Source organism: Franconibacter sp. IITDAS19 (assembly GCF_023079515.1).
Classification (GTDB): Bacteria; Pseudomonadota; Gammaproteobacteria; order Enterobacterales; family Enterobacteriaceae; genus Franconibacter; species Franconibacter pulveris.
In genome coordinates this window covers 75363-96722 of sequence record NZ_JALJCP010000010.1, presented here as the reverse complement: position 1 = coordinate 96722, position 21360 = coordinate 75363, and the positions used below count along the sequence as shown (strand labels likewise).

The window sequence follows — 21360 nt, the reverse complement described above, 5'->3', positions numbered from 1 at the left end:
CACCATGACCCTCACTAAAACCGACCGCATTATCGTTACGCTGGGTCGCCAGATTGTCAGCGGGAAGTATGTTCCCGGGTCGGCGTTACCGGCGGAAGCGGATCTGTGCGAAGAGTTTGAGACTTCGCGCAACATTATCCGTGAAGTATTCCGTTCGCTGATGGCGAAACGACTGATTGAGATGAAGCGCTATCGCGGCGCGTTTGTCGCGCCCCGCAACCAGTGGAATTTCCTTGATACCGAGGTGCTGCAATGGGTGCTGGAGCATGACGACGACCCGCGGCTTATCGCGGCGATGAGCGAGGTGCGAAATCTGGTGGAGCCCGCTATCGCCCGCTGGGCGGCGGAGCGCGCCACGTCAAGCGACCTGGCGCAAATCGAGCTCGCGCTTAACGATATGATCGCCAATAACCAGAATCGCGACGCTTTTAACGAAGCGGATATTCGCTATCACGAAGCGGTGCTGGCCTCGGTGCATAACCCGCTTTTGCAGCAGCTGAGCGTGGCCATTAGCTCCCTGCAACGCGCGGTGTTTGAACGGACGTGGATGGGGGATGAAGCGAACATGCCGAAAACCCTGCAGGAACATAAGGCGCTATACGATGCGATTCGGCATCAGGACGGCGATGCGGCGGAGCAGGCGGCGCTCACCATGATCGCCAGCTCTACCCGACGACTCAAGGAAATCACATGACATCTCGCTACATCGCTATCGACTGGGGATCTACCAACCTTCGCGCCTGGCTTTATCAGGGCGGGGCGTGTCTGGAGAGCAGAAAATCGGAAGCGGGCGTTACCCGTCTTAATGGCAGAACGCCCGAAGCGGTGCTGGCGGAAATCACCGAAGGGTGGCGTGACGAAAGCACCCCCGTACTGATGGCGGGCATGGTGGGCAGCAACGCGGGCTGGAAAATCGCCCCTTATCTGCCTTGCCCGGCCCGCTTCGCGGAGTTTGGCGCGCAGCTCACCACGGCTGCGGAACACGTTTTTATCATTCCCGGCCTGTGCGTGCAGCGCGAAGATAACCGCAACGTTATGCGCGGTGAAGAGACGCAACTGCTCGGCGCCCGCGCGCTTCAACCGGCGCCGCTCTACATCATGCCCGGCACCCACTGCAAATGGGTGCAGGCGGATAACGAGCAGGTTCATGATTTTCGCACCGTGATGACCGGCGAGCTGCATCACCTGTTGCTGAAGCAATCGCTTATCGGCGCCGGCCTGCCGGAGCAGCAGCTTAATGCGGACGCTTTTCAGGCGGGGCTGGTGCAGGGGCTGGAAACCGACGCGCCGCTGGCCCGTCTGTTCGAAGTGCGCGCAGGCCATGTGCTGGGCAGCCTTGCGCGCGAGCACGTCAGTGAATTTCTTTCCGGGCTGCTGATTGGCAATGAAGCGGCGAGCATGACTCGTCTCTGGCAGCCAGACCGTCAGCAGCCATTAACTATCGTCGCCAGTCCGGCGCTCGCCGGGCGCTACCAGCAGGCGTTGAACGCCCTGGGCTTCCAGGCGCAGACGCTTGAGGGCGACGCCGCATTTCAGGCAGGCATAAGGAGTATCGCTCATGCAGTGGCAGAATAGGCTTCCGCTCATCGCTATCTTACGCGGCATCAAGCCCGAAGAGGCGCATGAGCACGTCGCGGCGGTTATCGACGCCGGGTTCGAGGCGGTGGAAATCCCGCTTAACTCGCCGGACTGGCGCACCAGCATTCCCGCCATGGTCAACGCCTTTGGCGATAAGGCGTTGATTGGCGCAGGCACCGTACTCAAGCCTGAGCAGGTGGACGAACTGGCGGAAATGGGCTGCCAGCTTCTCGTCACGCCAAACATTCAGCCGGAAGTTATCCGCCGCGCGGTAGGCTACGGCATGACGGTTTGCCCCGGCTGCGCCACGGCGACAGAGGCGTTTAACGCCATCGACGCTGGCGCCCAGTCGCTGAAAATTTTCCCCTCCTCGGCATTCGGCCCGGATTACATCAAGGCGTTAAAAGCGGTGCTGCCGCCGGACATCCCGGTCTTCGCCGTGGGCGGCGTCACGCCGGAAAACCTGGCGGTGTGGCTGAAAGCGGGCTGTGTCGGCGCGGGGCTTGGCAGCGATTTATACCGCGCGGGGCAATCCGTTGAGCGCACCGCGGAGCAGGCAAAAGCATTTGTTAAGGCGTATCGAGAGGCAGTGCAATGAAAATCACCAAACTAACGACATACCGTTTACCGCCCCGCTGGATGTTTCTGAAGATTGAAACTGACGAAGGCGTTGTGGGCTGGGGCGAGCCGGTCATTGAAGGCCGCGCCCGCACCGTGGAAGCGGCGGTGCATGAGCTGGGCGAATACCTGATTGGCCAGGACCCGGCGCGGATTAACGATCTGTGGCAGGTTATGTACCGCGGCGGTTTTTATCGCGGCGGCCCTATTCTGATGAGCGCCATCGCCGGTATCGATCAGGCGCTGTGGGATATTAAAGGCAAAGTGCTTAACGCCCCGGTATGGCAATTAATGGGCGGCCTGGTGCGCGATAAAATTAAAGCCTACAGCTGGGTTGGCGGCGACCGCCCCGCGGAAGCGATAGCGGGTATCGAAACGCTGCGTAAAATCGGTTTCGACACCTTTAAATTAAACGGCTGCGAAGAGTTAGGCGTCATTGATAATGCGCGCAAAGTGGATGCCGCCGTAAATACCGTGGCGCAAATTCGCGAAGCGTTCGGCATGGATATTGAATTTGGTCTTGATTTCCACGGTCGCGTCAGCGCGCCGATGGCGAAAATATTAATTAAAGAGCTGGAACCTTACCGCCCGTTATTTATTGAAGAGCCGGTGCTGGCGGAACAGGCGGAATATTATCCGAAGCTTGCTGAGCAAACGTCCATTCCAATTGCCGCGGGCGAACGTATGTTCTCGCGCTTTGAATTTAAACGCGTGCTGGACGCGGGCGGCCTTGCCATTCTGCAACCGGATCTCTCTCACGCGGGCGGTATTACCGAGTGCTTTAAAATCGCTGCGATGGCGGAAGCTTATGACGTGGGCCTTGCGCCGCACTGCCCGCTGGGACCGATTGCGCTCGCTGCCTGTCTGCACGTGGACTTTGTCTCGCGCAACGCCGTATTCCAGGAGCAGAGCATGGGCATCCACTATAACCAGGGCGCCGAGTTGCTCGACTTTGTGAAAAATAAAGACGATTTCAAAATGGACGGTGGTTATTTCTATCCATTAATGAAGCCAGGCCTCGGCGTGGAAATCGACGAAGAACAGGTTATTGAGCGCAGCCGAAACACGGTGGACTGGCGCAACCCGTTATGGCGGCATGATGATGGTTCGGTCGCTGAATGGTAATGCGCGTCATACTTCGCGCTGCAACGGCGTTGGCTGCGTTAATTCGCCCTGGTCACTTACTTTTGTAAGTTCCTGAGGATTTATAAACGTGCCGCTTTCCCCCGGCACAAATGATTTAGCGTTTATTAAATAAAAAATTTATTACATCACCCTCTGTAATCTACAGGGCATGGTGAGGGGTCTCGCCATGCCAAAATCCGGAGACCGAGTATTATGGATATTCCTGTAACCGCCGTAAAAACCGGACGTCGGCGCTACCTTACGCTGGTCATGATCTTTATTACGGTCGTGATTTGTTATGTCGACCGCGCCAACCTGGCGGTGGCTTCAGCACATATTCAGGAAGAGTTCGGCATTACGAAAGCGGAAATGGGTTACGTCTTTTCCGCCTTTGCCTGGCTTTATACGCTCTGCCAGATCCCGGGCGGCTGGTTCCTTGACCGCGTGGGTTCGCGCCTGACCTATTTCATCGCCATTTTCGGCTGGTCGGTCGCCACGCTGTTCCAGGGCTTCGCCACTGGCCTGATGTCGCTGATTGGCCTGCGCGCCATTACCGGCGTGTTTGAAGCGCCCGCGTTTCCGACGAACAATCGTATGGTAACAAGCTGGTTTCCGGAGCAGGAGCGCGCGTCGGCGGTGGGCTTTTACACCTCCGGGCAGTTCGTCGGCCTGGCCTTCCTTACGCCAATGCTTATCTGGATCCAGGAAGCGCTGAGCTGGCACTGGGTCTTCATCATTACCGGCGGCGTCGGCATTATCTGGTCGCTCATCTGGTTTAAGGTCTACCAGCCGCCGCGCCTGACTAAAAGCCTCAGCAAGGCGGAGCTGGATTACATTCGCGACGGCGGCGGTCTGGTGGATGGCGACGCGCCAGCCACCAAAACCGAGCGCCAGCCGCTGAGCCGCGCCGACTGGAAACAGGTCTTTCACCGCAAGCTGATTGGCGTTTACCTCGGCCAGTTTGCGGTGACCTCCACGCTCTGGTTCTTCCTGACCTGGTTCCCGAACTATCTCACCCAGGAGAAAGGTATCACGGCGCTGAAGGCTGGTTTTATGACCACCGTGCCGTTCCTCGCCGCCTTCTTTGGCGTGCTGCTCTCCGGCTGGCTCGCGGACAAGCTGGTGAAAAAAGGCTTCTCGCTGGGCGCGGCGCGTAAAACGCCCATCATCTGCGGCCTTCTCATCTCCACTTGCATCATGGGCGCCAACTACACCAATGACCCGGTGTGGATCATGACGCTGATGGCGGTGGCGTTCTTCGGCAACGGCTTCGCCTCTATCACCTGGTCGCTGGTCTCCTCGCTTGCGCCGATGCGCCTGATTGGCCTGACCGGCGGGGTGTTCAACTTTGTCGGCGGCCTTGGCGGCATCACCGTGCCTCTGGTGATTGGCTATCTGGCGCAGGATTACGGTTTCGGTCCGGCGCTGGTTTACATCTCCGTGGTGGCGCTCATCGGCGCGCTCTCTTACATCCTGCTGGTGGGGGAGGTGAAGCGCGTAGGCTAAGGCCCGTTAAGAGAGAAGGTGAAAACAGGCGAGGGAGTGCATTACAAGCGTTACCGTCCGGTTGTCAGCATCGCGCCGGGCGGTAACCGTTCAACATTATAACTAACCGGCCGCCACGAGCGGCCAACTGAGAGGGTTCTGCTATGAATACCGATCTGTACACTACGACCTTACGGCAGCTTAACGCGAAGATAATTCCTTTCATTATCATCTGCTACTTCGTTGCCAACCTTGATAAAACCAATATCTCCATCGCGGCGCTGCAAATGAACGCCGACCTCGGGCTGAGCGCCAGCATGTATGGCCTCGGCGTGGGAATGTTCTATATCTCCTACATTATTTTCGAAATTCCCAGCAACGTCATCATGACCAAAGTCGGCGCGCGGGTCTGGATTGCGCGCATCATGATAACCTGGGGCATCGTCAGCGCCGGGATGTCGCTGGTGCAAACCCCGACCCAGCTTTACGTGATGCGCTTTTTGCTCGGCATGGCGGAAGCGGGCTTTACGCCGGGCATCATCTATTACATCTCCTGCTGGTTTCCGAAAAGCAACCGCGCGCGGGCCATGTCCTTCTTCTATATGGGCTCGGTGATGGCGTCGATTATCGGCCTGCCGATTTCCGGCACCATTCTGAACATGCACGGCATCGCCGATATCGCCGGCTGGCGCTGGCTGTTCGCTATTGAGGGCGTGCCGGCCATCGTGCTCGGCGTTCTGGTGCTGTGGCGCCTGCCGCAAACGCCGGACCATGCGCCATGGCTCTCTACTGAGCAGAAAGGCTGGCTGAAGGCGCAGCTCGCGCGGGATAACGCGAGTGTGGAGGTTGGCAGTAACCATAGCTGGCTTAGCGCGCTAAAAAACAAAACCGTGCTGCTGTTGAGCCTGGTCTGGTTCCTGCAGGCGTTCGGCTCCATCGGCATTACGCTTTTCCTGCCGCTAATCATCAAGAGCATGGCAAGCGAGCAGAGCAACATCGTAATAAGCCTGCTCTCTGCGGTGCCGTTTATCGCCGCCTGCCTGTTTATGTATCTCAACGGCCGCCATTCGGACACCACCAACGAACGCTCCTGGCACCTTGGTTTGCCGTTGATTATCTCCGGCCTTTCGCTCGCCATTGCCATTTACTCCAGCAACCTGCTGGTGGCGTATGGGCTGCTGGTGCTGACGGTGGGCTTCAACTTCGCGCTTACGCCTATTTTCTGGGCGGTCACCACCGAGAAGCTGGCGGGCGTGGCGGCGGCGGCGTCCATCGCTTTTATCAATACTGTGGCGAACTTTGTCGGCCTGGGGCTGCCGCCCCTGCTTGGCAAAATCAAAGACATGACCAACAGCTACCACTACGGGCTGCTGATTGTGGCGGTGGCGCTCATTATCGGCGGCGTTATCGGCATTCTGGTGTCGCGCCCGACGCGTTCTCGCGCTGCGGAGCAGCCCGCCTCCCGTCTCTCTTAAGGAAGGAACATGAAACAGAAAGTACTTAAGCAAGCTTACCTGCCCGATGCGCTGACCGCGGAGCTGAGCGAGCACTACGATCTGCGCGAACTGGCGCAGATGACCGCCGCCGATCTCGCCGCCATTGCGGATGAAATCACGGTGGTTATCACCAATGGCGAAGCGGTGGTGACGCGTGAATTCATCGCCTCGCTGCCCGCGCTGAAGCTTATCGCGGTGTTTGGCGTCGGCTACGATGGCGTGGACGTGGCGGCGGCGCGGGATCATGGCGTGCAGGTCACCCACACGCCGGGCGTGCTGACTGACGATGTGGCGGACCTGGCGATGGGGCTGATGCTGGCGACGTCGCGCAAAATCGTCGCGGCGCAAAAGTTCATCGAGCAGGGTGGCTGGCGGCAGGGCGGTTTTCAATGGACGCGCAAAGTCTCCGGTGCGCGGCTGGGTATTTTCGGCATGGGCCGCATCGGCCAGGCCATCGCGCGCCGCGCCCAGGCGTTTGATATGGAAATCAGCTATACCGACCGCAATCATCACCGCTCACTGCCGTACCGTTATGTCGCCGACCTGCATGAGCTGGCGACGCAGAGTGATTTTCTGATGGTGTGCGCCCCGGGCGGCGCGCAAACGCGTGGGCTTATCAACCAGTCCGTGCTGGCGGCGCTGGGGCCGCAGGGCATGCTGGTTAACATCTCTCGCGGTAGCGTGGTGGATGAGGCGGCGCTGGTCCACGCGCTGGAAAACAACCTTATCGCCGGCGCGGGGCTGGATGTTTTCGCGAACGAGCCCAACGTTCCCGCCGCGCTGCAACAGCGCGACAACGTGGTGATTACCCCGCACATGGCGAGCGCCACCTGGGAAACGCGTCGCGAGATGTCCCGGCTGGTGCTGGAGAACGTGCACGCCTGGTTTGCGGGCGCGCCGCTGGTGACGCCCGTTCCCTGATAGGTTTTTCTGCGTAAATCTTTTACCCTGAGGCGATTCTCGCTTCAGGGTTTTTTATCTATGAAACAGCTTACTTTCGCCTCGCGTCATCATCAGCTTACCAATATCAATACCTGGACGCCGGACAGCCGCTGGCTCGCCTTTGATGTGCGCCCTTCCGGCGCCTCGTTTACCGGTGAAACCATTGAACAGGTGAATGTGGAAACAGGTGAGGTCGCGGTCATTTACCGCGCTACGCAGGGCGCGCATGTGGGCGTGGTGACGGTTAACCCACAAAAAGCGCAGTATGTTTTTATTCACGGCCCGGAAAACCCTGACGATGCCTGGCGCTACGATTTCCATCATCGCCGCGGCGTGGTGGTGGAAAACGGCCAGGCGACGAACCTGGACGCCATGGACATCACGCCGCCTTTTACGCCGGGCGCGCTGCGCGGCGGCAGCCATGTGCATGTGTTTAGCCCGGACGGCGCGTGGCTGAGCTTTACCTATAACGATCACGTGCTGCATGAACGCGACCCGAAGCTTGATTTACGCAACGTCGGCGTGGCGCTGCCGTTTGGGCCTGTCACGCCGGGTTTCCAGCATCCGCGCGAGTACGCCGGCAGCCGCTGGTGCGCGCTGGTAAGCCGCACCACGCCCGCGCCTCGCCCCGACAGCGACGAGATTAACCGCGCCTATGAAGAGGGCTGGGTGGGACATCACGGCTATCTGAAAGCGGATGGCAGCCTGCAGCGCCGGGCGCTGGCGTTTATTGGCGACACGCTCTCGGCAAGCGGCGAAAAAGTGCCGGAGCTGTTTATCGTTGATCTCCCTGAAGACGAGGCGGTGTGGAAGCAGGCATTCCCGGGCGACGACAGCGCCATGCCCGCCCCGCCTGCGGGCGTCATGCAGCGCCGCCTGTCGTTTACCCATGCGCGCCGCCACCCGGGGCTTGCCACCACGCCGCGCCACTGGGTGCGCAGCAATCCGCAGGGCAGCGAGCTCGCTTTTTTAATGAAAGATGATAATGGCGTGGTGCAGCTGTGGCTTCTCTCGCCCAACGGCGGCGAGCCGCGACAGCTTACCCATGGCGAACAGGGCGTGCAGTCGGCTTTTAACTGGCATCCTTCCGGCGAGGCACTGGGTTTTGTGCAGCAGAACCGCATCGTATTGTGCGACGCGCAGACAGGGAACATCACCCCGTTAACGCCTGTTCAGGAGAGCGAAATTTCCGCCGACGCGGTGGTGTTCTCGCCGGATGGCGAAAAGATTGCCTGGATGCAGGAGACGGCAGGTTTCCGCCAGCTCTGGATGACCGCAACCGGGCGTTAACTCAGATAGCGGGCGGAATGGCGGCGTTGATGGCGTAGTTTTTTTTCTCGCTCTCTTCCACCCGCGCTTTGACCGATTTGTCAGTGCGAAAGGCGTCCCACGGCACCAGCAGCGTATCCGCCACCACCGTAAAGGGCATATCAAGCGCCACCAGCGGTTTTAGTCCCCAACTGGTGTTGCCGTCCACCAGCATTTTGTAGCTGTTGCGAGTACCGGGGTAATAGCCCTGCTCGCCGCCGCCAGTATGTGACATCATGCTTGAACAGCCGCTGAGCGCTATCGCTCCGACGGTGAACAGCCCTACCCTGAGTCTCTTTTTCATGTTCATTCTTATTGGTGAATAGACAGCTCTGCCGTATGGCTCCGAGGTATAACGTCCCCGGTTCAGAATGAATAGCGCTCTTTCTCTGCTGTGTGGAGGCTGTCGCAGTTTGATAAAAAGTTCCTCTACCCAGTCTAAGCAAAGAAATGTAAACCGCAAAAAAACCGGCTCGATTCCTCTTGAAAAGTGGATGGGCGAACCCATTTTACAGGTGTGACCGAAGAGCAACATGCCGCATGGGTGTTGGCGTCACGCCAGTCTGTCCTTCGGGAAGACGTTACTTTTTATCTCGCTGATTTCAGGAGCTCGTTGTTATGCGTAATTTTGACTTATCCCCGCTTTATCGTTCCGCCATCGGTTTTGACCGTCTGTTCAACCTGCTTGAGAACAACCAGAGCCAGAGCAACGGCGGCTACCCTCCGTACAACGTGGAGCTGGTGGATGAAAACCACTACCGTATCGCCATCGCTGTGGCCGGTTTCGCCGAGAGCGAACTGGAGATCACCGCGCAGGATAACCTGTTGGTAGTGAAAGGCTCCCATGCGCCGGAGCAGAAAGAACGGACCTACCTGTATCAGGGTATCGCCGAGCGCAACTTCGAGCGTAAATTCCAGCTCGCCGAAAACATCTTCGTACGTGGCGCGAACCTGGTGAACGGTCTGCTCTATATCGACCTTGAGCGCGTTATTCCGGAAGCGAAAAAACCGCGCCGTATCGAAATCGGTAACTAATTTCCCTGGGCACGCTTTCGCGGCCCACGTTAACTGTAGTCGTGCTCGCCGAACGGGAGCACAGCCAGCCCGCATACGCTGGCCGTAAAAACTCGCTTCAAAGAAGGAGAAACGTTATGCGTAACTATGATTTATCCCCCTTTTTCCGTCAGTGGATTGGCTTTGACAAGCTGGCCAACGCGATGCTGAACGCCGGTGAAAGCCAGACCTTCCCGCCCTATAACATCGAAAAAAGCGACGACAACCACTACCGCATTACCCTTGCGTTAGCAGGTTTCCGTCAGGAAGATCTGGACGTGGAACTGGAAGGCACTCGCCTGAGCGTCAAAGGCAACCCGGTGAAGCCGGAAACCGAGCCGAAATGGCTGCATCAGGGTCTGGTGCTGCAACCCTTCAGCCTGAGTTTTACCCTGGCTGAACATATGGAAGTGTCCGGTGCAAGCTTCGTCAACGGCCTGTTGCACATCGATCTGGTGCGTAACCTGCCAGAAGCCCTGGCGCCGCAGCGCATCGCCATCGGCCAGCCGCGCGCGCTGAGTGACGACCGCGTCATCGAAGGCGAGCGCCCGGCGCTGAGCCACAGCGAAAGCCAGAACAGCTAATCACTGCCGTAATGGCATCATCAAAAGGCCCCGCTGCGGGGCCTTTTTTATACGCTTTTCCCCCTTTCCTCACGGCGCGTCCTGCGCGAGCAGCTTTTCCCCGCTTATGCTTAAATAGCTTACTTTTGGGATAAAGCCCGGCACAGGAGACGCAATGAAACTTTCCCGCACCGGCGAAGCGCCGGACTACCGCTTTTCGCTGGCCAATGAACGCACTTTTCTTGCATGGATTCGCACCGCGCTGGGGTTTCTCGCCGCAGGCGTGGGGCTTGATCAGTTCGCGCCGGATCTCGCTTCGCCGCTGGTGCGCGAGGGCGTCGCCTTGCTGCTCTGTCTGTTTGCGGGCGGGCTTGCCCTTTATGGCTATCTGCGCTGGCTGAACGTTGAAAAAGCGATGCGCCTGAAAGCCGATCTGCCCTACACCCGCGCACTTGCGGGGATAAGCCTGCTGATGCTGCTGGTCGCCCTCGCGGTAATAGTCATGGTGATATATGGCCGATAGCCGCCGCGCGCGGCGTATCGCCGACCCGGGCCTGCAGCCGGAACGCACGTCGCTTGCCTGGTTTCGCACCTTTCTTGGCTACGGCGCGCTGCTGATGCTGGCGCTGCGCCACAGCTGGCAGCAGGCGGGCATGCTGTTCTGGGCGGCTATCGCCGCGGGTTTCATTGTGGCAGGCGTGCTTTACGGTTACGCCCGTCAGCGCAACGTGATGGATACCGCCCGCAGCGATTTTTTAACCCCCGCCGCCGCGCACGCTAAGCTGTTGATAGCGCTGGCGGTGTGTATGCTGGCCCTGCTCTTCGCGGTGGTACATCTCGGCCAGCTTGTTATGCTGATAAGCGGGGCGTGAACTTTTGTTGCAATCGCGCTAAGCCGCCGTACAGAAATCATGTTAAAAATGCTTTTTCCGCCTGTTCGCAAGGAAGATACGTTGAAGCCGCTCCTTACTCTTGCCGCCTTCTGCTTTTGTCTGCCGGTCTGGGCGAGCGATGCGCCCGCCGCCACGCCGCTTACGGCGCAGCGCTATGCCGCCCAGCTTGGCGTCGGCATGGATGTCGACTGGGCGCGCACCGAACGCGGCATCCGCGAGTTTGACCCGCTGGCGGTGCGCGATTTTCATGATAAAGGGCTTGGCCATATACGCATTCGCGTGGCAGGGGAGATCAACGAGCAAAAGCTCATTCATCTGCGCAAAATTGTCGAAGCCTGCGAGCAGTATGGCGTGGTACCGGTTATCGCTTATCAGGCGGAGACGTTCAAGTCCGACCCGGATCGTGAAAACGAGGCGAAAGTGGTCGCCTGGTGGAGCGAAACGGCGCGCTATTTTGGCCGCGAGCATCCGCTGCTGGGGTTTGATCTCATCTACGAACCGGCAGAGCGGTTGAACCATAACCCGCAGGCGCTGAACCGGCTTTACGATAAAACCATTAAGGCTATCCACGCGGTTGATCCGCAGCGTATGGTCTTTGTCGCCCCGCGGCTGCACGCCGCGCCGGAAGATCTGGCGAACCTGAAGCTGCCTGTCGAGAGCCGCGGCTACGTGCTGGGGGAATGGCATATCTTTGCCTGGGGGCCGCAGAAGGTGAACGGCAAATATCCCTGGACCTCCGGCACCGCGGCGGAAAAAGCGGCGATTCGCGAGCGCATCAATGCCGCGCTGCGCTGGCAGCAAAAAACGGGGCGCGCCAGTTGGGTCGGCGGCTGGTCCGCCGGACAGTCGACAAAAGCCGCGCCGTCCGCTTCCACGCTGGCGTTCGCGAACTTCATGGCCTGCGAGCTGCAAAAGGCGAAAATTCCGTACGCCCTTAACGCCGATAACCTTTTTTACGATGGGGAAGAGGGTGCATGGCGGCCCGCCATGGAGCCGCTGTTGCAGGTGATGTTAACGCCGGAATGCGCGGCGGGGAAAAGCGTCGTTAAACCGGCTGGCCATGCAGCCGTTCGCGGTGCGCCAGCGGCAGCCAGCACAGCAGGATAAGCAAGCCCATCGCCGTCATCAGCATGCCGAGGCTCGACTGGCCGCCCTGCGGCAACAGCGCGGATGACCAGGCGAGTAGCCCGGAGCCGCAGTTTTGCAGGCCGCCCACCAGCGCCCCAGCGGTGCCTGCAAGAAACGGAAACGGCTCCATCGCGCCGCTGGTGGCGAGCGGGAAAAGCATGCCCGCGCCGAAAAAGAAAAGCGCGGCGGGGATAAGCAGCGTCCAGACCGTCATCACGCCGAACCAGCCCGGCAGCCACATGGCTATGCCCGCCAGCAGGCAGCTTGTGACCGCCTGCCACATCAACGTGGAAAAACGTTTGTGCTGCCGACCGGCAAACCAGGCGCCGAAAAAAGCCGCCGGGATCGGCAGAATAAACAGCACGCTTACCGTCAGGCTGTTAAATCCAAGCCCTGCGCCCATTAACACGCCCGCGCAGGCTTCAAACACCGCCACGCCCGCCAGTCCGCCAATCAACATCAGCAGATAGCAGTTAAACGCGCCGCTGCCGAACAGCGTTTTATAGCTGGCGAGCAGCCGGGCACGCGGCGCCTGCGCCGGGCGCGTTTCCGGTAGCCAGCGGAACATGCTGAAGGAGACGACAACACACAGCGCGAGCAGAAAAGCGAAGCAGGCGCGCCAGCCCCAGAGGGTATCCAGCACGCCGCCGAGCAGCGGCGCCAGCAGCGGGCTAACCAGAATACCCATATTTAACAGGCTATTGGCGTGGCGCAGCGCTGGCCCGGCGTAAAGATCGCGCGGCAGCGTGCGGGCCATGACGCCCGCCACCCCCGTCCCCATGCCCTGCAAGCTGCCGGCGATAATCAATACCGTCAGGTTGCGGCTCAGCAGGGCGATAACCGTCGCCAGCATAAAAATCAGCATACCGGCGAAGATAACCGGACGGCGGCCGATGCGGTCCGAAATCGGCCCATAAACCAGTTGCGAAGCGCCATAGGTCAGCAGATAAGCCGCCATCACGCTTTGTACCGCGCCTTCGCGTACGTGCATATCGCGAGCGATATCCGCAATAGCGGGAATATAAATGGTTTGCGCCATCTGACCGACGGCCGTCAGCAGGATCAGCATTAGAAGCAGGTGACTATTGGCTATTTTTCTCATGGTTATTATTCAAATCGCATTGGGTTTTTTTAGAGGATGCGTCTGGTTAATAATAAAATGCGAGAGGAATATACCGTAAAAAAGGCGATTAGCCAGTCAGTAAGGCGGTCATGCTGCCCGGGCGCAGGCAGCTTTTATAAACGGCTTTTGGAAAGATTTATTGCCAGTCTTACAGACAACCGGCCGCCAGCAGATGTGTGGCGTGGCCCCAGCTTAAGACGCTCAGCTCGCCATTGTGAACCTCGATCAGCGAAAAGCTGCCGTTCGCCGGGCTGTAACGGGAAAAGGGGTCGGCAAGTTTTGCGCCATGCAGCCGCCAGAGCAGCGCGGCAAGGGTATTGCCATGGGTAACGGCGCAGGCGGTTTCGCCAGGCAGCGCCTGCGCGTAGTCCAGCAGGGCGTGATAAAGCCGCTCGCCCGCCTGGCGGGCGCTCTCACCGTGCGCCGGAACGGCGTCGATATCACCTGCCAGCAGCGCGCCGCCGCTTTGCGGATGCAGCCGCAGGACATCCTGAATCATCATGCCCTGAAACTCGCCAAGATGTTGTTCATGCAGACGGGAGTCAATACGCAACGGCGCCGCGTGATGCTGGGCAACGGCGTGCGCGGTAGAAAGGGCGCGCGTGGCGGGCGAGGACAGCACCGCGTCTATACGGTAACCCTCGAGCGCGTCGAGGAGGGCTTCATTCTGCGCCAGGCCGCGGGCGCTGACGCCGCTCTCCCGCTGGCCCTGCAGGAGGCCGCGCTCGTTCCACTCCGACTGCGCATGACGCACCACAATAAAACGCACCGGCAGCTCCTTATGAAAAAAGGCTACCTTATCATGCGGCGGACAGCGTGGAGAACACCAGGCGGTGCGTGATTTGCGGGTGCGCTTCAACCGGCGTAAAACCGGCGCGCTGGTAAAACCGGAATGCCGTTTGCGGCGCGCGAATGTTGAGGTAGTCAAAAAACTCGCGCGCATGTTGCGTTACCGACGAGAGCAGCACATGACCGACGCCCACGCCGCGCACCGGATGGCTGACATAAAGATGGCGCACGCGTCCGGCGCGAGGCGTTTCATCGTAAGGGTCGCGGTTTAGCCCACAGACGCCGACCAGCGCGTCGCCGAGGAAAGCACCGAGCAGCGTTTCGCCCGGCGCGGAAAAGAGATTGCTGCCGTCCTGCCAGTGGGTGGAAAGACGATTAAGCATATTGAAACCCAGCGCCTGGCTCTCCTCGCGCAGGCGCTCGAAATCAGCGCTGTAAGGGGTGACTGGCCTGATGGCGATAATGGATGACATCCTTCCCTCCTGTTTCCGCTTTGTGAGTAGCGAAGCCGTGTTAAAGGGGGGCGGTTGCCCGCCCCCCTTAGGTGCGGCTTGAACCTGAGTTACCGAAGGTGTTTACCGAAGGTACTTCAGGACAGCATCAAGCAGTTGCAGCAGCGCAACCATGAGTTTGAGGATGAGGATAACCCAATCCACAGCGCTCATACGCGTCTCCTCTGGTCAAGGAGCACGCAACTGACGTACCTCTCCGCTGCCTGTTGCCAGTTGCTTTGTTGGCGTAACACAGTGTGCTCTCACGGGGTTAAGGCACTGACGGCACCACCCGTTTCAGCCAGGACTTGTTTCGCGCCCGTAAGTTGCGGCCCCGTCTCGCACGCTGTGACAGCAAAATCAGTATAGATAAGCACTGTATAAATTAACAGTATTTTCTGGACAAGAAAAAGAAACCTGGATCATACTGTTGAAAAGCCACTGTCACGCCGCGCGCAGAATTGCGATAGCGGTCAATTCGTCGTATAGTTAAAAAGTTGACGTAACACAGTGTGCTTTACGGCTACCACCCGTAAACAGCTGAAAAAACCCTGCCCCAGCGGCGGGGTTTTTTGTTTCTGCTCGCCTCTTCTTTGAGCTTAGCGAAAAGAGACTTTTTTTCTGCCTTTTCGGGTTTTTTCTTTCATTCGAAAAAATTAATGCAACCACTTAATGTAGCCCGCTTTACGCTTTGTTTTACCTGGGCTACATATTGTGTGGGCGTCAGGCGCAAACGCTTTCTCTACAGAGGGAAATACCGGGGCTTTAAAGCTTTGCGTTTTTACTTAATCTCGTTTTCTTTATTTGGTTTTATGTTCCAAAAAAAGAGATTAGATTCGCCTTAATCGGCACATAGCCGTTCAATACGCGGCGGCGAATTACTGTTTTAAAGTAATTAGTGCTTTTTAATGAATGGCTTATGTCATTTTTTAGATAAGCGAAGCGGTACAGGCTGAATGCAACAATGAGAGCCCGGGAGTATTGAATTCCTTAAGCGCTCACTTAAAAATAGCAGCCTCTTGTGCGGCTTATTTGATAAAGTCTGGGCGGGAGTTAACGATTGCGTGCGCGGCACCCCGCAGCGGCGCGTTAAGCCGTTTTTATCAGGGCGCGTTAATTAACAAAAAACGAAGCCCTGCCGCGCATATTACTTGTGCACGATATTCTGTTTGCAATGGAAGAAGCTGATGATGATGCGAAGCGTAGTAGTCCTGGTCATTGCGTTGGGCCTCTCCGGCTGTATGGCGCCTGCGCGTCCTCCCATGACGGATGACACGATTGTGACCAGCCAGGTGAATGGCGTTACCCTGACTCACCGGTATGCGGTAACCCCGCCTCAGGAATTTACACCCGTTAATCAGGATTACCGGGCGCTTTACCCGGCCTCGTTAATGAGCCGACCCGATTTCGGCGGCAACGTCATCCGCCAGCTGGATAACGGCAAAACCTATAAGGTGCTGGGCCAGGTGGAGCATGCCTGGATGGCGCTGGCCGATGAAGGCAAAGAAGAGCTGATTGGCTATGTGCCTGCGCGCGCGGTGGTAAAAAGCGAGCAGTATGACGCGACGGTTCGCCGCGACAGACCGCGTCCGCGTCGCGCCAGCAGCAAAACCTGTGTCGCGGTGGATGGCGCCAGCAAAGCCTGTAAGAACGCCGCGAGCGGCACCTGGATTATTGACTAATTCCGCCGTCGCAGGGGAAGAACAATAAGACAACGCAACGCCAGGCTATGCTGGCGTTTTTCGTTGCCATTCTGAAGGCAGGCGCCTGACGTCTGCCGCAATTGGACCTTTTTGCAGGATTCAGTACCCGCAGGGGTTTCTGCTCAGCACATTACCAGGCAGGAAAATGTTATGCGATTCACTCTCGTTTCCGTGAAACCGGGCCACAAGCCGCCGCAGGGCAGCTGCGAGTTTAACGCCCCGGGCGGCACGATTGGCCGCGGGCCTGATAACCATCTGGCGCTGCCGGATAACGACCGCCTGATTTCCCGCCTGCAGGCGCTGGTTCATGTCGCGCCGGACGGCGAGTGCCGCATCACTAACCTTGGCGCGGCGGCGATGGCTATCAACAACAAGCCGCTGGAAAAAGGCGAGCAGGCAGAGCTCCAGGATGGCGACAGGCTGACGATTGCGGAATACAGCATTGAGATTGCCGATTTTATTTTGCACACCCAGCCGGTAAGCCGACTGGCAAGCCTGGGCGCGGGCGGTGAGCCGCCGATAAAGCCCGCCGCGCCTGTAGCCGTTGAGAATGCGCCTACCTCCGTACCTGCGGAGATATTGCAAAGCCTTATCAAAAATTACGCGGTTGCGGACAATATCTCCCGGCAGTTGCCGCAGGTGGCGGCCGCGGCGCCTGAGGCAAGCGAGTCCGCGCGCGCGTCGCAGGAAAATAGCGAGTCGCCCGCTATCAAAGCCCGCCTGCGCATTCAGCCGCAGCCGCGTGAAACCGCTAAAACGACGGAGAACGCGCAGGGCGAGGTGCTGGAAGGCGAACTGCTGACGGCGCTGCTGGAAGGATTAGGGCTTCACGACATTCATACGGTCCCCCGTTTCGATAGCGAAAAAATGCGCCAGCTGGGGGAAATGCTCAGCATGTTCGCGCAGGGAACGGTGGCGCTGCTCGCCTCGCGATCTATGCTTAAGCGCGACGTGAAAGCCGACATGACAATGATGCTGGATGACGCCAATAACCCTTTCAAGTTGCTGCCATCCGGCAAATCGGTATTAATGCAGGCGTTTGCCACCGCCATGCCGGGTTTCATGCCGCCCACCAAAGCCGTACATGACGCGCTGGTGGATCTTCAGGCGCACCAGATTGGCATGATTTCCGGGCTGCACGCCACCAGCGAAGCGATGCTCGCTTCTTTCGACCCGCAGGCGCTGGAGGAAGAGGCGATGCGCGAAGGCTCGCTCTTTCGCCTGGCGTTGCCGGTAAGCCGCAAGGCGGCGCTGTGGGATGCCTTTGTCGCCCAGCACAGCAGCGCGGCGGGCGGCAGCAATGAAGTGAATGCCCTGGTCCGCGAGGCTTTTTTGCAGGCCTACGAGCGGGAAGTTAACCAGTACAAAGATTCGCAGAGCGAAGCGGAAACGCTCTGAGCGCCGCGTGGCGGCTCAGCATTCGTAATGGCTACAGACTTACAAGGATTTTTATGAAATTTTGGTTGCCCGGTCTGGCCTTGCTGGCGTTGTCAGCAGCAGCGCAGGCGGAAAATTACCGCATAGTGCAATCTCCTTCGCAGAAGCTGGATGTCTGGATAGACGATCTGGCGGACAACACGCCGCAAAGCTGGTGCGCGAAGGAGCTGCCGCTGCGCATTGTGGCGAATGGCGATAAGCGCCCCGTGCTGCTGAAAACCTTCATGCCGCGCCTTGGGGCGCTGCTGGAAAACCAGTGCGCGGAGCTCGCGGTGGTGCGCTGGCAGTTTACCTCGCCGGAAGGGGACCTGCTGGCGCAGGGTACGGCCAGTAAAACGGCGGACTGGACGCCGGTGGTGCTGCCCGCCGCCGCAGCCGATACGGCTGGCGAAGCGGCGCCGACGGGCCGTCCTGAAGATCTCTCGCCGCTGGCGGACAGAACGCCATGGCTGGAGTTCACGCTGCAGGATGGCTGCCACCTGCGCACCTTCTGGCAGGATAACGCCAGCGTGCCGGCTATCTTTATTCCGGCCAAGGCGGACGGCAAATGCGAAAAAGGCGGCTGGCTGAACGGCAGCAGCGAAGTGGTGCAGGTGAGCCACAACACGCAGAAGAAAATGACCATGACCTTCGTGCATGGCTTCCCCGTCAGCGGGCTGAATACCCAGGCTGACGCCGACAGCCTGCTGATTACCACCGTGAATAATGAAAGGATGGTGGTCAGCGACGGGCGCGCCAACCAAAGCTGGATGATTTTGCCTTACTCTGCGGAGCTCAACGGCTGGCTGGCGGACGGCACGGTGGCGGTAGAGATGTCGCGCGCGCAGGCGAGCGACGATGCGCGGTTGCGCGCCCGGCTGGAGGCTATCCGCAAAGTCTGGTCCGGCTATCTGGAGCCCGGCGCGAGCCTGAAGATCCTGCTGGTGGATTCGCTCTCGCCGCTGCTGCGCGACCCGGCGGCAGGCGCTTACCGGGTCGTTAAATAATGCCGATTATCACGCTTCGCGCTGCCGTTTTGTCACGGAGCGTGACCCGGGCCTGGCGGATGCCAGGCTTGCTTAAAGAGAACCTTGCAACATGACGGACAACGCGAACAAAAAAGTATCTGAAGCCTTACCGATCGGTTACCGGTTTAATGAGTTTGAGATTCAGGAGGTGCTGGGCAGCGGCGGATTCGGCATCGTTTATCGCGCCTGGGATCACCAGCTTGAGCGCGCCGTCGCCATAAAAGAGTTTATGCCCGCCTCGTTCGCCATGCGCAAAGCGGACCTCAGCATCGGGCTTCGCGGCGAGCGTTTTGGCAAAGCCTTCAGCGCCGGGTTAACCAGCTTTATCGACGAGGCGCGCCTGCTGGCGCGTTTTAATCATCCGGGGCTGGCGCAGGTGCTGCGTTTCTGGGTGCAGAACGACACCGCTTATATCGTCTCTTTGTTCTATGAAGGCGTTACGCTGGGTCGCCTGCGCGAGCAGCACCCGCAGAAACTGGATGAAGCGGCTATCCGCCGCCTGCTGCCGATGCTGTTTGGCGCGCTGCGGGCGCTGCACAAAGCGGGTTATCAACATCTGGATATTTCGCCGGACAATATTCTGTTGCAGGAAAACGGTCTGCCGGTGCTGCTGGACCCAGGCGCCGCCCGCCGCAGCATCGGCAACGTCACCGATGAAACCGAAACGCTGCTGCGTCCGGGCTACGCGCCGGTCGAGCAGTATAACGATGATGAAAACGCGCTTGGCCCGTGGACGGATATCTACGCGCTGGGGGCGGTGCTGCATACGCTGATTGTCGGCTCGCCGCCGCCGGTGAGCGTGGTGCGCTCCCTTCAGGACAACTACCAGCCGCTGGCGGAGCGCAAGCCGGAAGGCTATTCGCTTTCGCTGTTGCAGGCGATAGACCGGGCGCTGGCGCTGAAAAAAGAGGGGCGTCCGCAGTCGGTGGATGAGTTTGCCGCGCTGGTGGATCTCCCCGTCGGCGGGCACGACGACCTGCTGAATGCCGATAAGCCGGGCACTATGCTCATTCCACTGGAAGAGCATAAGGTGGCCGTGACGGGCTGGAGGCGTTACCAGACGGCGGGAATGGTGGTCGCAGGCGTGGTCGCCGGGATTATCATCGGCGGGCTGTTGTTTAGCAGTAGCGCGCCGCAGAACGCTCAGCCGGAAACGGCTGACGCAGACCGTCCGCAAGAACAGCCCGCGACGGCGCAGCCGCCCGCCGCTACCGGCGAACAGCAGGCGCTGGTGTATGTGCGCATTCGCGAAGGCGAACAGCTGTTGCTGAATGGCAAACCGCAGGCGGTGGTGCCGGCGGCGAACGGCTTCGCGGCGCTTCAGCTTCCGCCTGGCCAGTACGCCTTTACGTTGAAAAATCATGACCAGATCCGCAGCCAGAGGCTCACCATCGGGCAGTCCGGCACCTGGCTTATCAATCCGCAAAGCTAAACCCGAGGGCGCCCGGCGTGGCGCCCTGCGTCTTTCCGCACTTTTTCCGCTAAGCTGTTAACGTCACTCACCCAGCCGCCACGTTATGATTAAAAGCCTTTATATCGAAAACTACCGTTCGCTTCGCCGTGTTGCGCTGGAGCTTGAGCAGCTCAATATTGTTTTTGGCCCCAACGGCAGCGGCAAATCCAATATCTATAAAGCGATACAGCTGATGCACAGCGCAGCGCAGGGCGCTTTTTCCCAGGCGTTATCGCGGGAAGGCGGCATCCTTAACGCGCTGTGGGCAGGCAGAAGCCGGCAGCAGGACGTACGGCGGATGATCCTTGCCGTAGAGACGGACGATTACGACTATGAGTTGCAGGTGGGGTTTGTGGAAAAGCTGCCCTACCCGACGCTGTTTCAGCTCGACCCGGTCATCAAAGAAGAGAAAATCTGGCTCAGCAATCAGCGCCGCCGTCCTTCAGCACTGCTCATGAAGCGCCAGAACCAGGCGGTCTTTCTGAGCAATATCCATCATGAGAAAGTAACGCACAGCGGCGCGATTTATGAGAACGAATCGGTGTTCGGGCAGCTTGGCGAGCCGCATCTCTACCCGGAGGTGTCCCAGGTGCGGGAGATGCTGCGCAACTGGCGCTTTTATCATGAGTTCGCGGTATCCGGAAACTCGCCGCTGCGCGAGCCGCAGGTCGGCTTTCGCGCGCCTGTGCTGGCAAGCGACGGCGCGAACCTTGCGGCCGCCTTTCAAACCATCGTTGAGATTGGCGATGAGGATTTGCTGAACGCGATTCTGAACGCCGCTTTTCCGGGCAGCCGTTTTTATTGCGATAACCCCGGCGGGCGCTTCCAGCTGCTGATGCAGCGCGAAGGGCTAACGCGCCCGCTCGAACCTGCCGAGTTTTCCGACGGTACGCTGCGTTTTCTCTGCCTGGCGGTGGCCTTGTTAAGCCCGCGCCCACCCGCCTTTATCGCCCTGAACGAACCGGAAAACAGCCTGCATCCGCAAATGCTGCCTGCGCTCGCGAAGCTGATAGCCGAGGCGAGCCGCTGGACGCAAATCTGGCTCACCAGCCACTCGCCGGAACTGGCGCGGCTGGTGCAGCAGCATACCGCCTGCGCGCGCTATCAGCTTGCCATGAGTGAAGGAGAAACACGCGTGGAGCGGCTCGCTTAATTCACGGCTTAATCT

At 59.1% G+C, this 21360-nt stretch carries 22 protein-coding genes and 1 pseudogene; 18 read left to right on the top strand and 5 right to left on the bottom strand.

All coding sequences use genetic code 11. The features are described 5' to 3' along the window. Positions 1–4: 4 nt before the first annotated feature. The 8 genes and pseudogenes from dgoR (at position 5) to MT962_RS20090 (ending at position 8534) form a co-directional block, all read left to right on the top strand. Positions 5–694, top strand: a complete 690-nt coding sequence (gene dgoR / locus MT962_RS20125) for a D-galactonate utilization transcriptional regulator DgoR (protein ID WP_024556818.1) — start codon at positions 5–7, stop codon at positions 692–694. Then, a complete protein-coding gene (locus tag MT962_RS20120; RefSeq protein WP_247366305.1) occupies positions 691–1575 on the top strand; it encodes a 2-dehydro-3-deoxygalactonokinase in 885 nt (294 codons plus the stop codon). The genes dgoR and MT962_RS20120 overlap by 4 nt, the downstream gene beginning before the upstream one ends. Then, positions 1559–2176 carry a 2-dehydro-3-deoxy-6-phosphogalactonate aldolase gene (locus tag MT962_RS20115; RefSeq protein WP_024560864.1) on the top strand — a complete coding sequence of 206 codons (618 nt, stop codon included), beginning with the start codon at positions 1559–1561 and terminating at the stop codon, positions 2174–2176. Before MT962_RS20120 ends, MT962_RS20115 begins: the two co-directional genes overlap by 17 nt. Beyond that, positions 2173–3321: a galactonate dehydratase gene (dgoD, locus tag MT962_RS20110; protein ID WP_024556815.1), complete on the top strand. Its 1149-nt coding sequence runs from the start codon at positions 2173–2175 to the stop codon at positions 3319–3321. Before MT962_RS20115 ends, dgoD begins: the two co-directional genes overlap by 4 nt. A gap of 169 nt (positions 3322–3490) precedes the next feature. Continuing rightward, positions 3491–4827: pseudogene (locus tag MT962_RS20105) on the top strand (MFS transporter). Between the two features lie 143 nt (positions 4828–4970). Next, positions 4971–6281, top strand: coding sequence for an MFS transporter (locus MT962_RS20100; RefSeq protein WP_024556813.1), 1311 nt, complete (start codon positions 4971–4973; stop codon positions 6279–6281). Between the two features lie 9 nt (positions 6282–6290). Then, entirely contained in the window at positions 6291–7223 is a 933-nt protein-coding gene (locus MT962_RS20095) for a 2-hydroxyacid dehydrogenase (RefSeq protein WP_247366304.1), read from the top strand. Between the two features lie 60 nt (positions 7224–7283). Further along, positions 7284–8534 carry a DUF3748 domain-containing protein gene (locus MT962_RS20090; protein WP_247366303.1) on the top strand — a complete coding sequence of 417 codons (1251 nt, stop codon included), beginning with the start codon at positions 7284–7286 and terminating at the stop codon, positions 8532–8534. Between the two features lies 1 nt (position 8535). Here the strand turns inward: MT962_RS20090 and MT962_RS20085 are convergent, their stop codons facing one another. Further along, positions 8536–8862: a YceK/YidQ family lipoprotein gene (locus MT962_RS20085; RefSeq protein WP_024556810.1), complete on the bottom strand. Its 327-nt coding sequence runs from the start codon at positions 8860–8862 to the stop codon at positions 8536–8538. Positions 8863–9170: 308 nt separating this feature from the next. Here MT962_RS20085 and ibpA point away from each other — a divergent pair, with 308 nt between their 5' ends. The 5 genes from ibpA (at position 9171) to MT962_RS20060 (ending at position 12168) form a co-directional block, all read left to right on the top strand. Continuing rightward, on the top strand, positions 9171–9587 hold the full coding sequence (ibpA, locus tag MT962_RS20080) for a small heat shock chaperone IbpA (RefSeq protein WP_024556809.1): 417 nt from the start codon (positions 9171–9173) through the stop codon (positions 9585–9587). A gap of 116 nt (positions 9588–9703) precedes the next feature. Continuing rightward, positions 9704–10189 (top strand): small heat shock chaperone IbpB, encoded by a 486-nt coding sequence (gene ibpB / locus MT962_RS20075; RefSeq protein WP_024556808.1) that lies wholly within the window; start codon positions 9704–9706, stop codon positions 10187–10189. A gap of 154 nt (positions 10190–10343) precedes the next feature. Further along, positions 10344–10691: a DUF202 domain-containing protein gene (locus tag MT962_RS20070; RefSeq protein WP_024556807.1), complete on the top strand. Its 348-nt coding sequence runs from the start codon at positions 10344–10346 to the stop codon at positions 10689–10691. Beyond that, complete coding sequence (locus MT962_RS20065) at positions 10681–11040, top strand: DUF202 domain-containing protein (protein ID WP_024556806.1); 360 nt, start codon at positions 10681–10683, stop codon at positions 11038–11040. Before MT962_RS20070 ends, MT962_RS20065 begins: the two co-directional genes overlap by 11 nt. A 120-nt stretch (positions 11041–11160) precedes the next feature. After that, a complete protein-coding gene (locus MT962_RS20060; protein WP_247366323.1) occupies positions 11161–12168 on the top strand; it encodes a cellulase family glycosylhydrolase in 1008 nt (335 codons plus the stop codon). Here the strand turns inward: MT962_RS20060 and emrD are convergent. The 4 genes from emrD to tisB all read right to left on the bottom strand — a co-directional run bounded on the left by emrD (position 12107) and on the right by tisB (position 14766). Beyond that, positions 12107–13291, bottom strand: coding sequence for a multidrug efflux MFS transporter EmrD (gene emrD / locus MT962_RS20055; RefSeq protein ID WP_247366302.1), 1185 nt, complete (start codon positions 13289–13291; stop codon positions 12107–12109). The genes MT962_RS20060 and emrD overlap by 62 nt on opposite strands. A gap of 169 nt (positions 13292–13460) precedes the next feature. Then, complete coding sequence (locus tag MT962_RS20050; protein ID WP_024556803.1) at positions 13461–14081, bottom strand: histidine phosphatase family protein; 621 nt, start codon at positions 14079–14081, stop codon at positions 13461–13463. 31 nt (positions 14082–14112) lie between these two features. Then, positions 14113–14574 carry a GNAT family N-acetyltransferase gene (locus MT962_RS20045; protein ID WP_247366301.1) on the bottom strand — a complete coding sequence of 154 codons (462 nt, stop codon included), beginning with the start codon at positions 14572–14574 and terminating at the stop codon, positions 14113–14115. A 102-nt stretch (positions 14575–14676) separates the two neighbouring features. Beyond that, a complete protein-coding gene (gene tisB, locus MT962_RS20040) occupies positions 14677–14766 on the bottom strand; it encodes a type I toxin-antitoxin system toxin TisB (protein ID WP_034881899.1) in 90 nt (29 codons plus the stop codon). 1013 nt (positions 14767–15779) lie between these two features. Here tisB and MT962_RS20035 point away from each other — a divergent pair. The 5 genes from MT962_RS20035 (at position 15780) to MT962_RS20015 (ending at position 21345) form a co-directional block, all read left to right on the top strand. Continuing rightward, positions 15780–16274: a hypothetical protein gene (locus MT962_RS20035; RefSeq protein ID WP_048887593.1), complete on the top strand. Its 495-nt coding sequence runs from the start codon at positions 15780–15782 to the stop codon at positions 16272–16274. Positions 16275–16445: 171 nt separating this feature from the next. Beyond that, the gene (gene tagH, locus MT962_RS20030) at positions 16446–17693 is read left to right on the top strand and encodes a type VI secretion system-associated FHA domain protein TagH (protein WP_024556800.1); all 1248 of its coding nucleotides are present in this window, start codon (positions 16446–16448) and stop codon (positions 17691–17693) included. 53 nt (positions 17694–17746) lie between these two features. Then, positions 17747–18718: a hypothetical protein gene (locus MT962_RS20025; RefSeq protein ID WP_024556799.1), complete on the top strand. Its 972-nt coding sequence runs from the start codon at positions 17747–17749 to the stop codon at positions 18716–18718. Between the two features lie 91 nt (positions 18719–18809). Continuing rightward, positions 18810–20171 (top strand): serine/threonine-protein kinase, encoded by a 1362-nt coding sequence (locus MT962_RS20020; RefSeq protein ID WP_188724378.1) that lies wholly within the window; start codon positions 18810–18812, stop codon positions 20169–20171. Positions 20172–20256: 85 nt separating this feature from the next. Next, a complete protein-coding gene (locus tag MT962_RS20015; RefSeq protein WP_048887595.1) occupies positions 20257–21345 on the top strand; it encodes an AAA family ATPase in 1089 nt (362 codons plus the stop codon). Positions 21346–21360 lie beyond the last annotated feature (15 nt).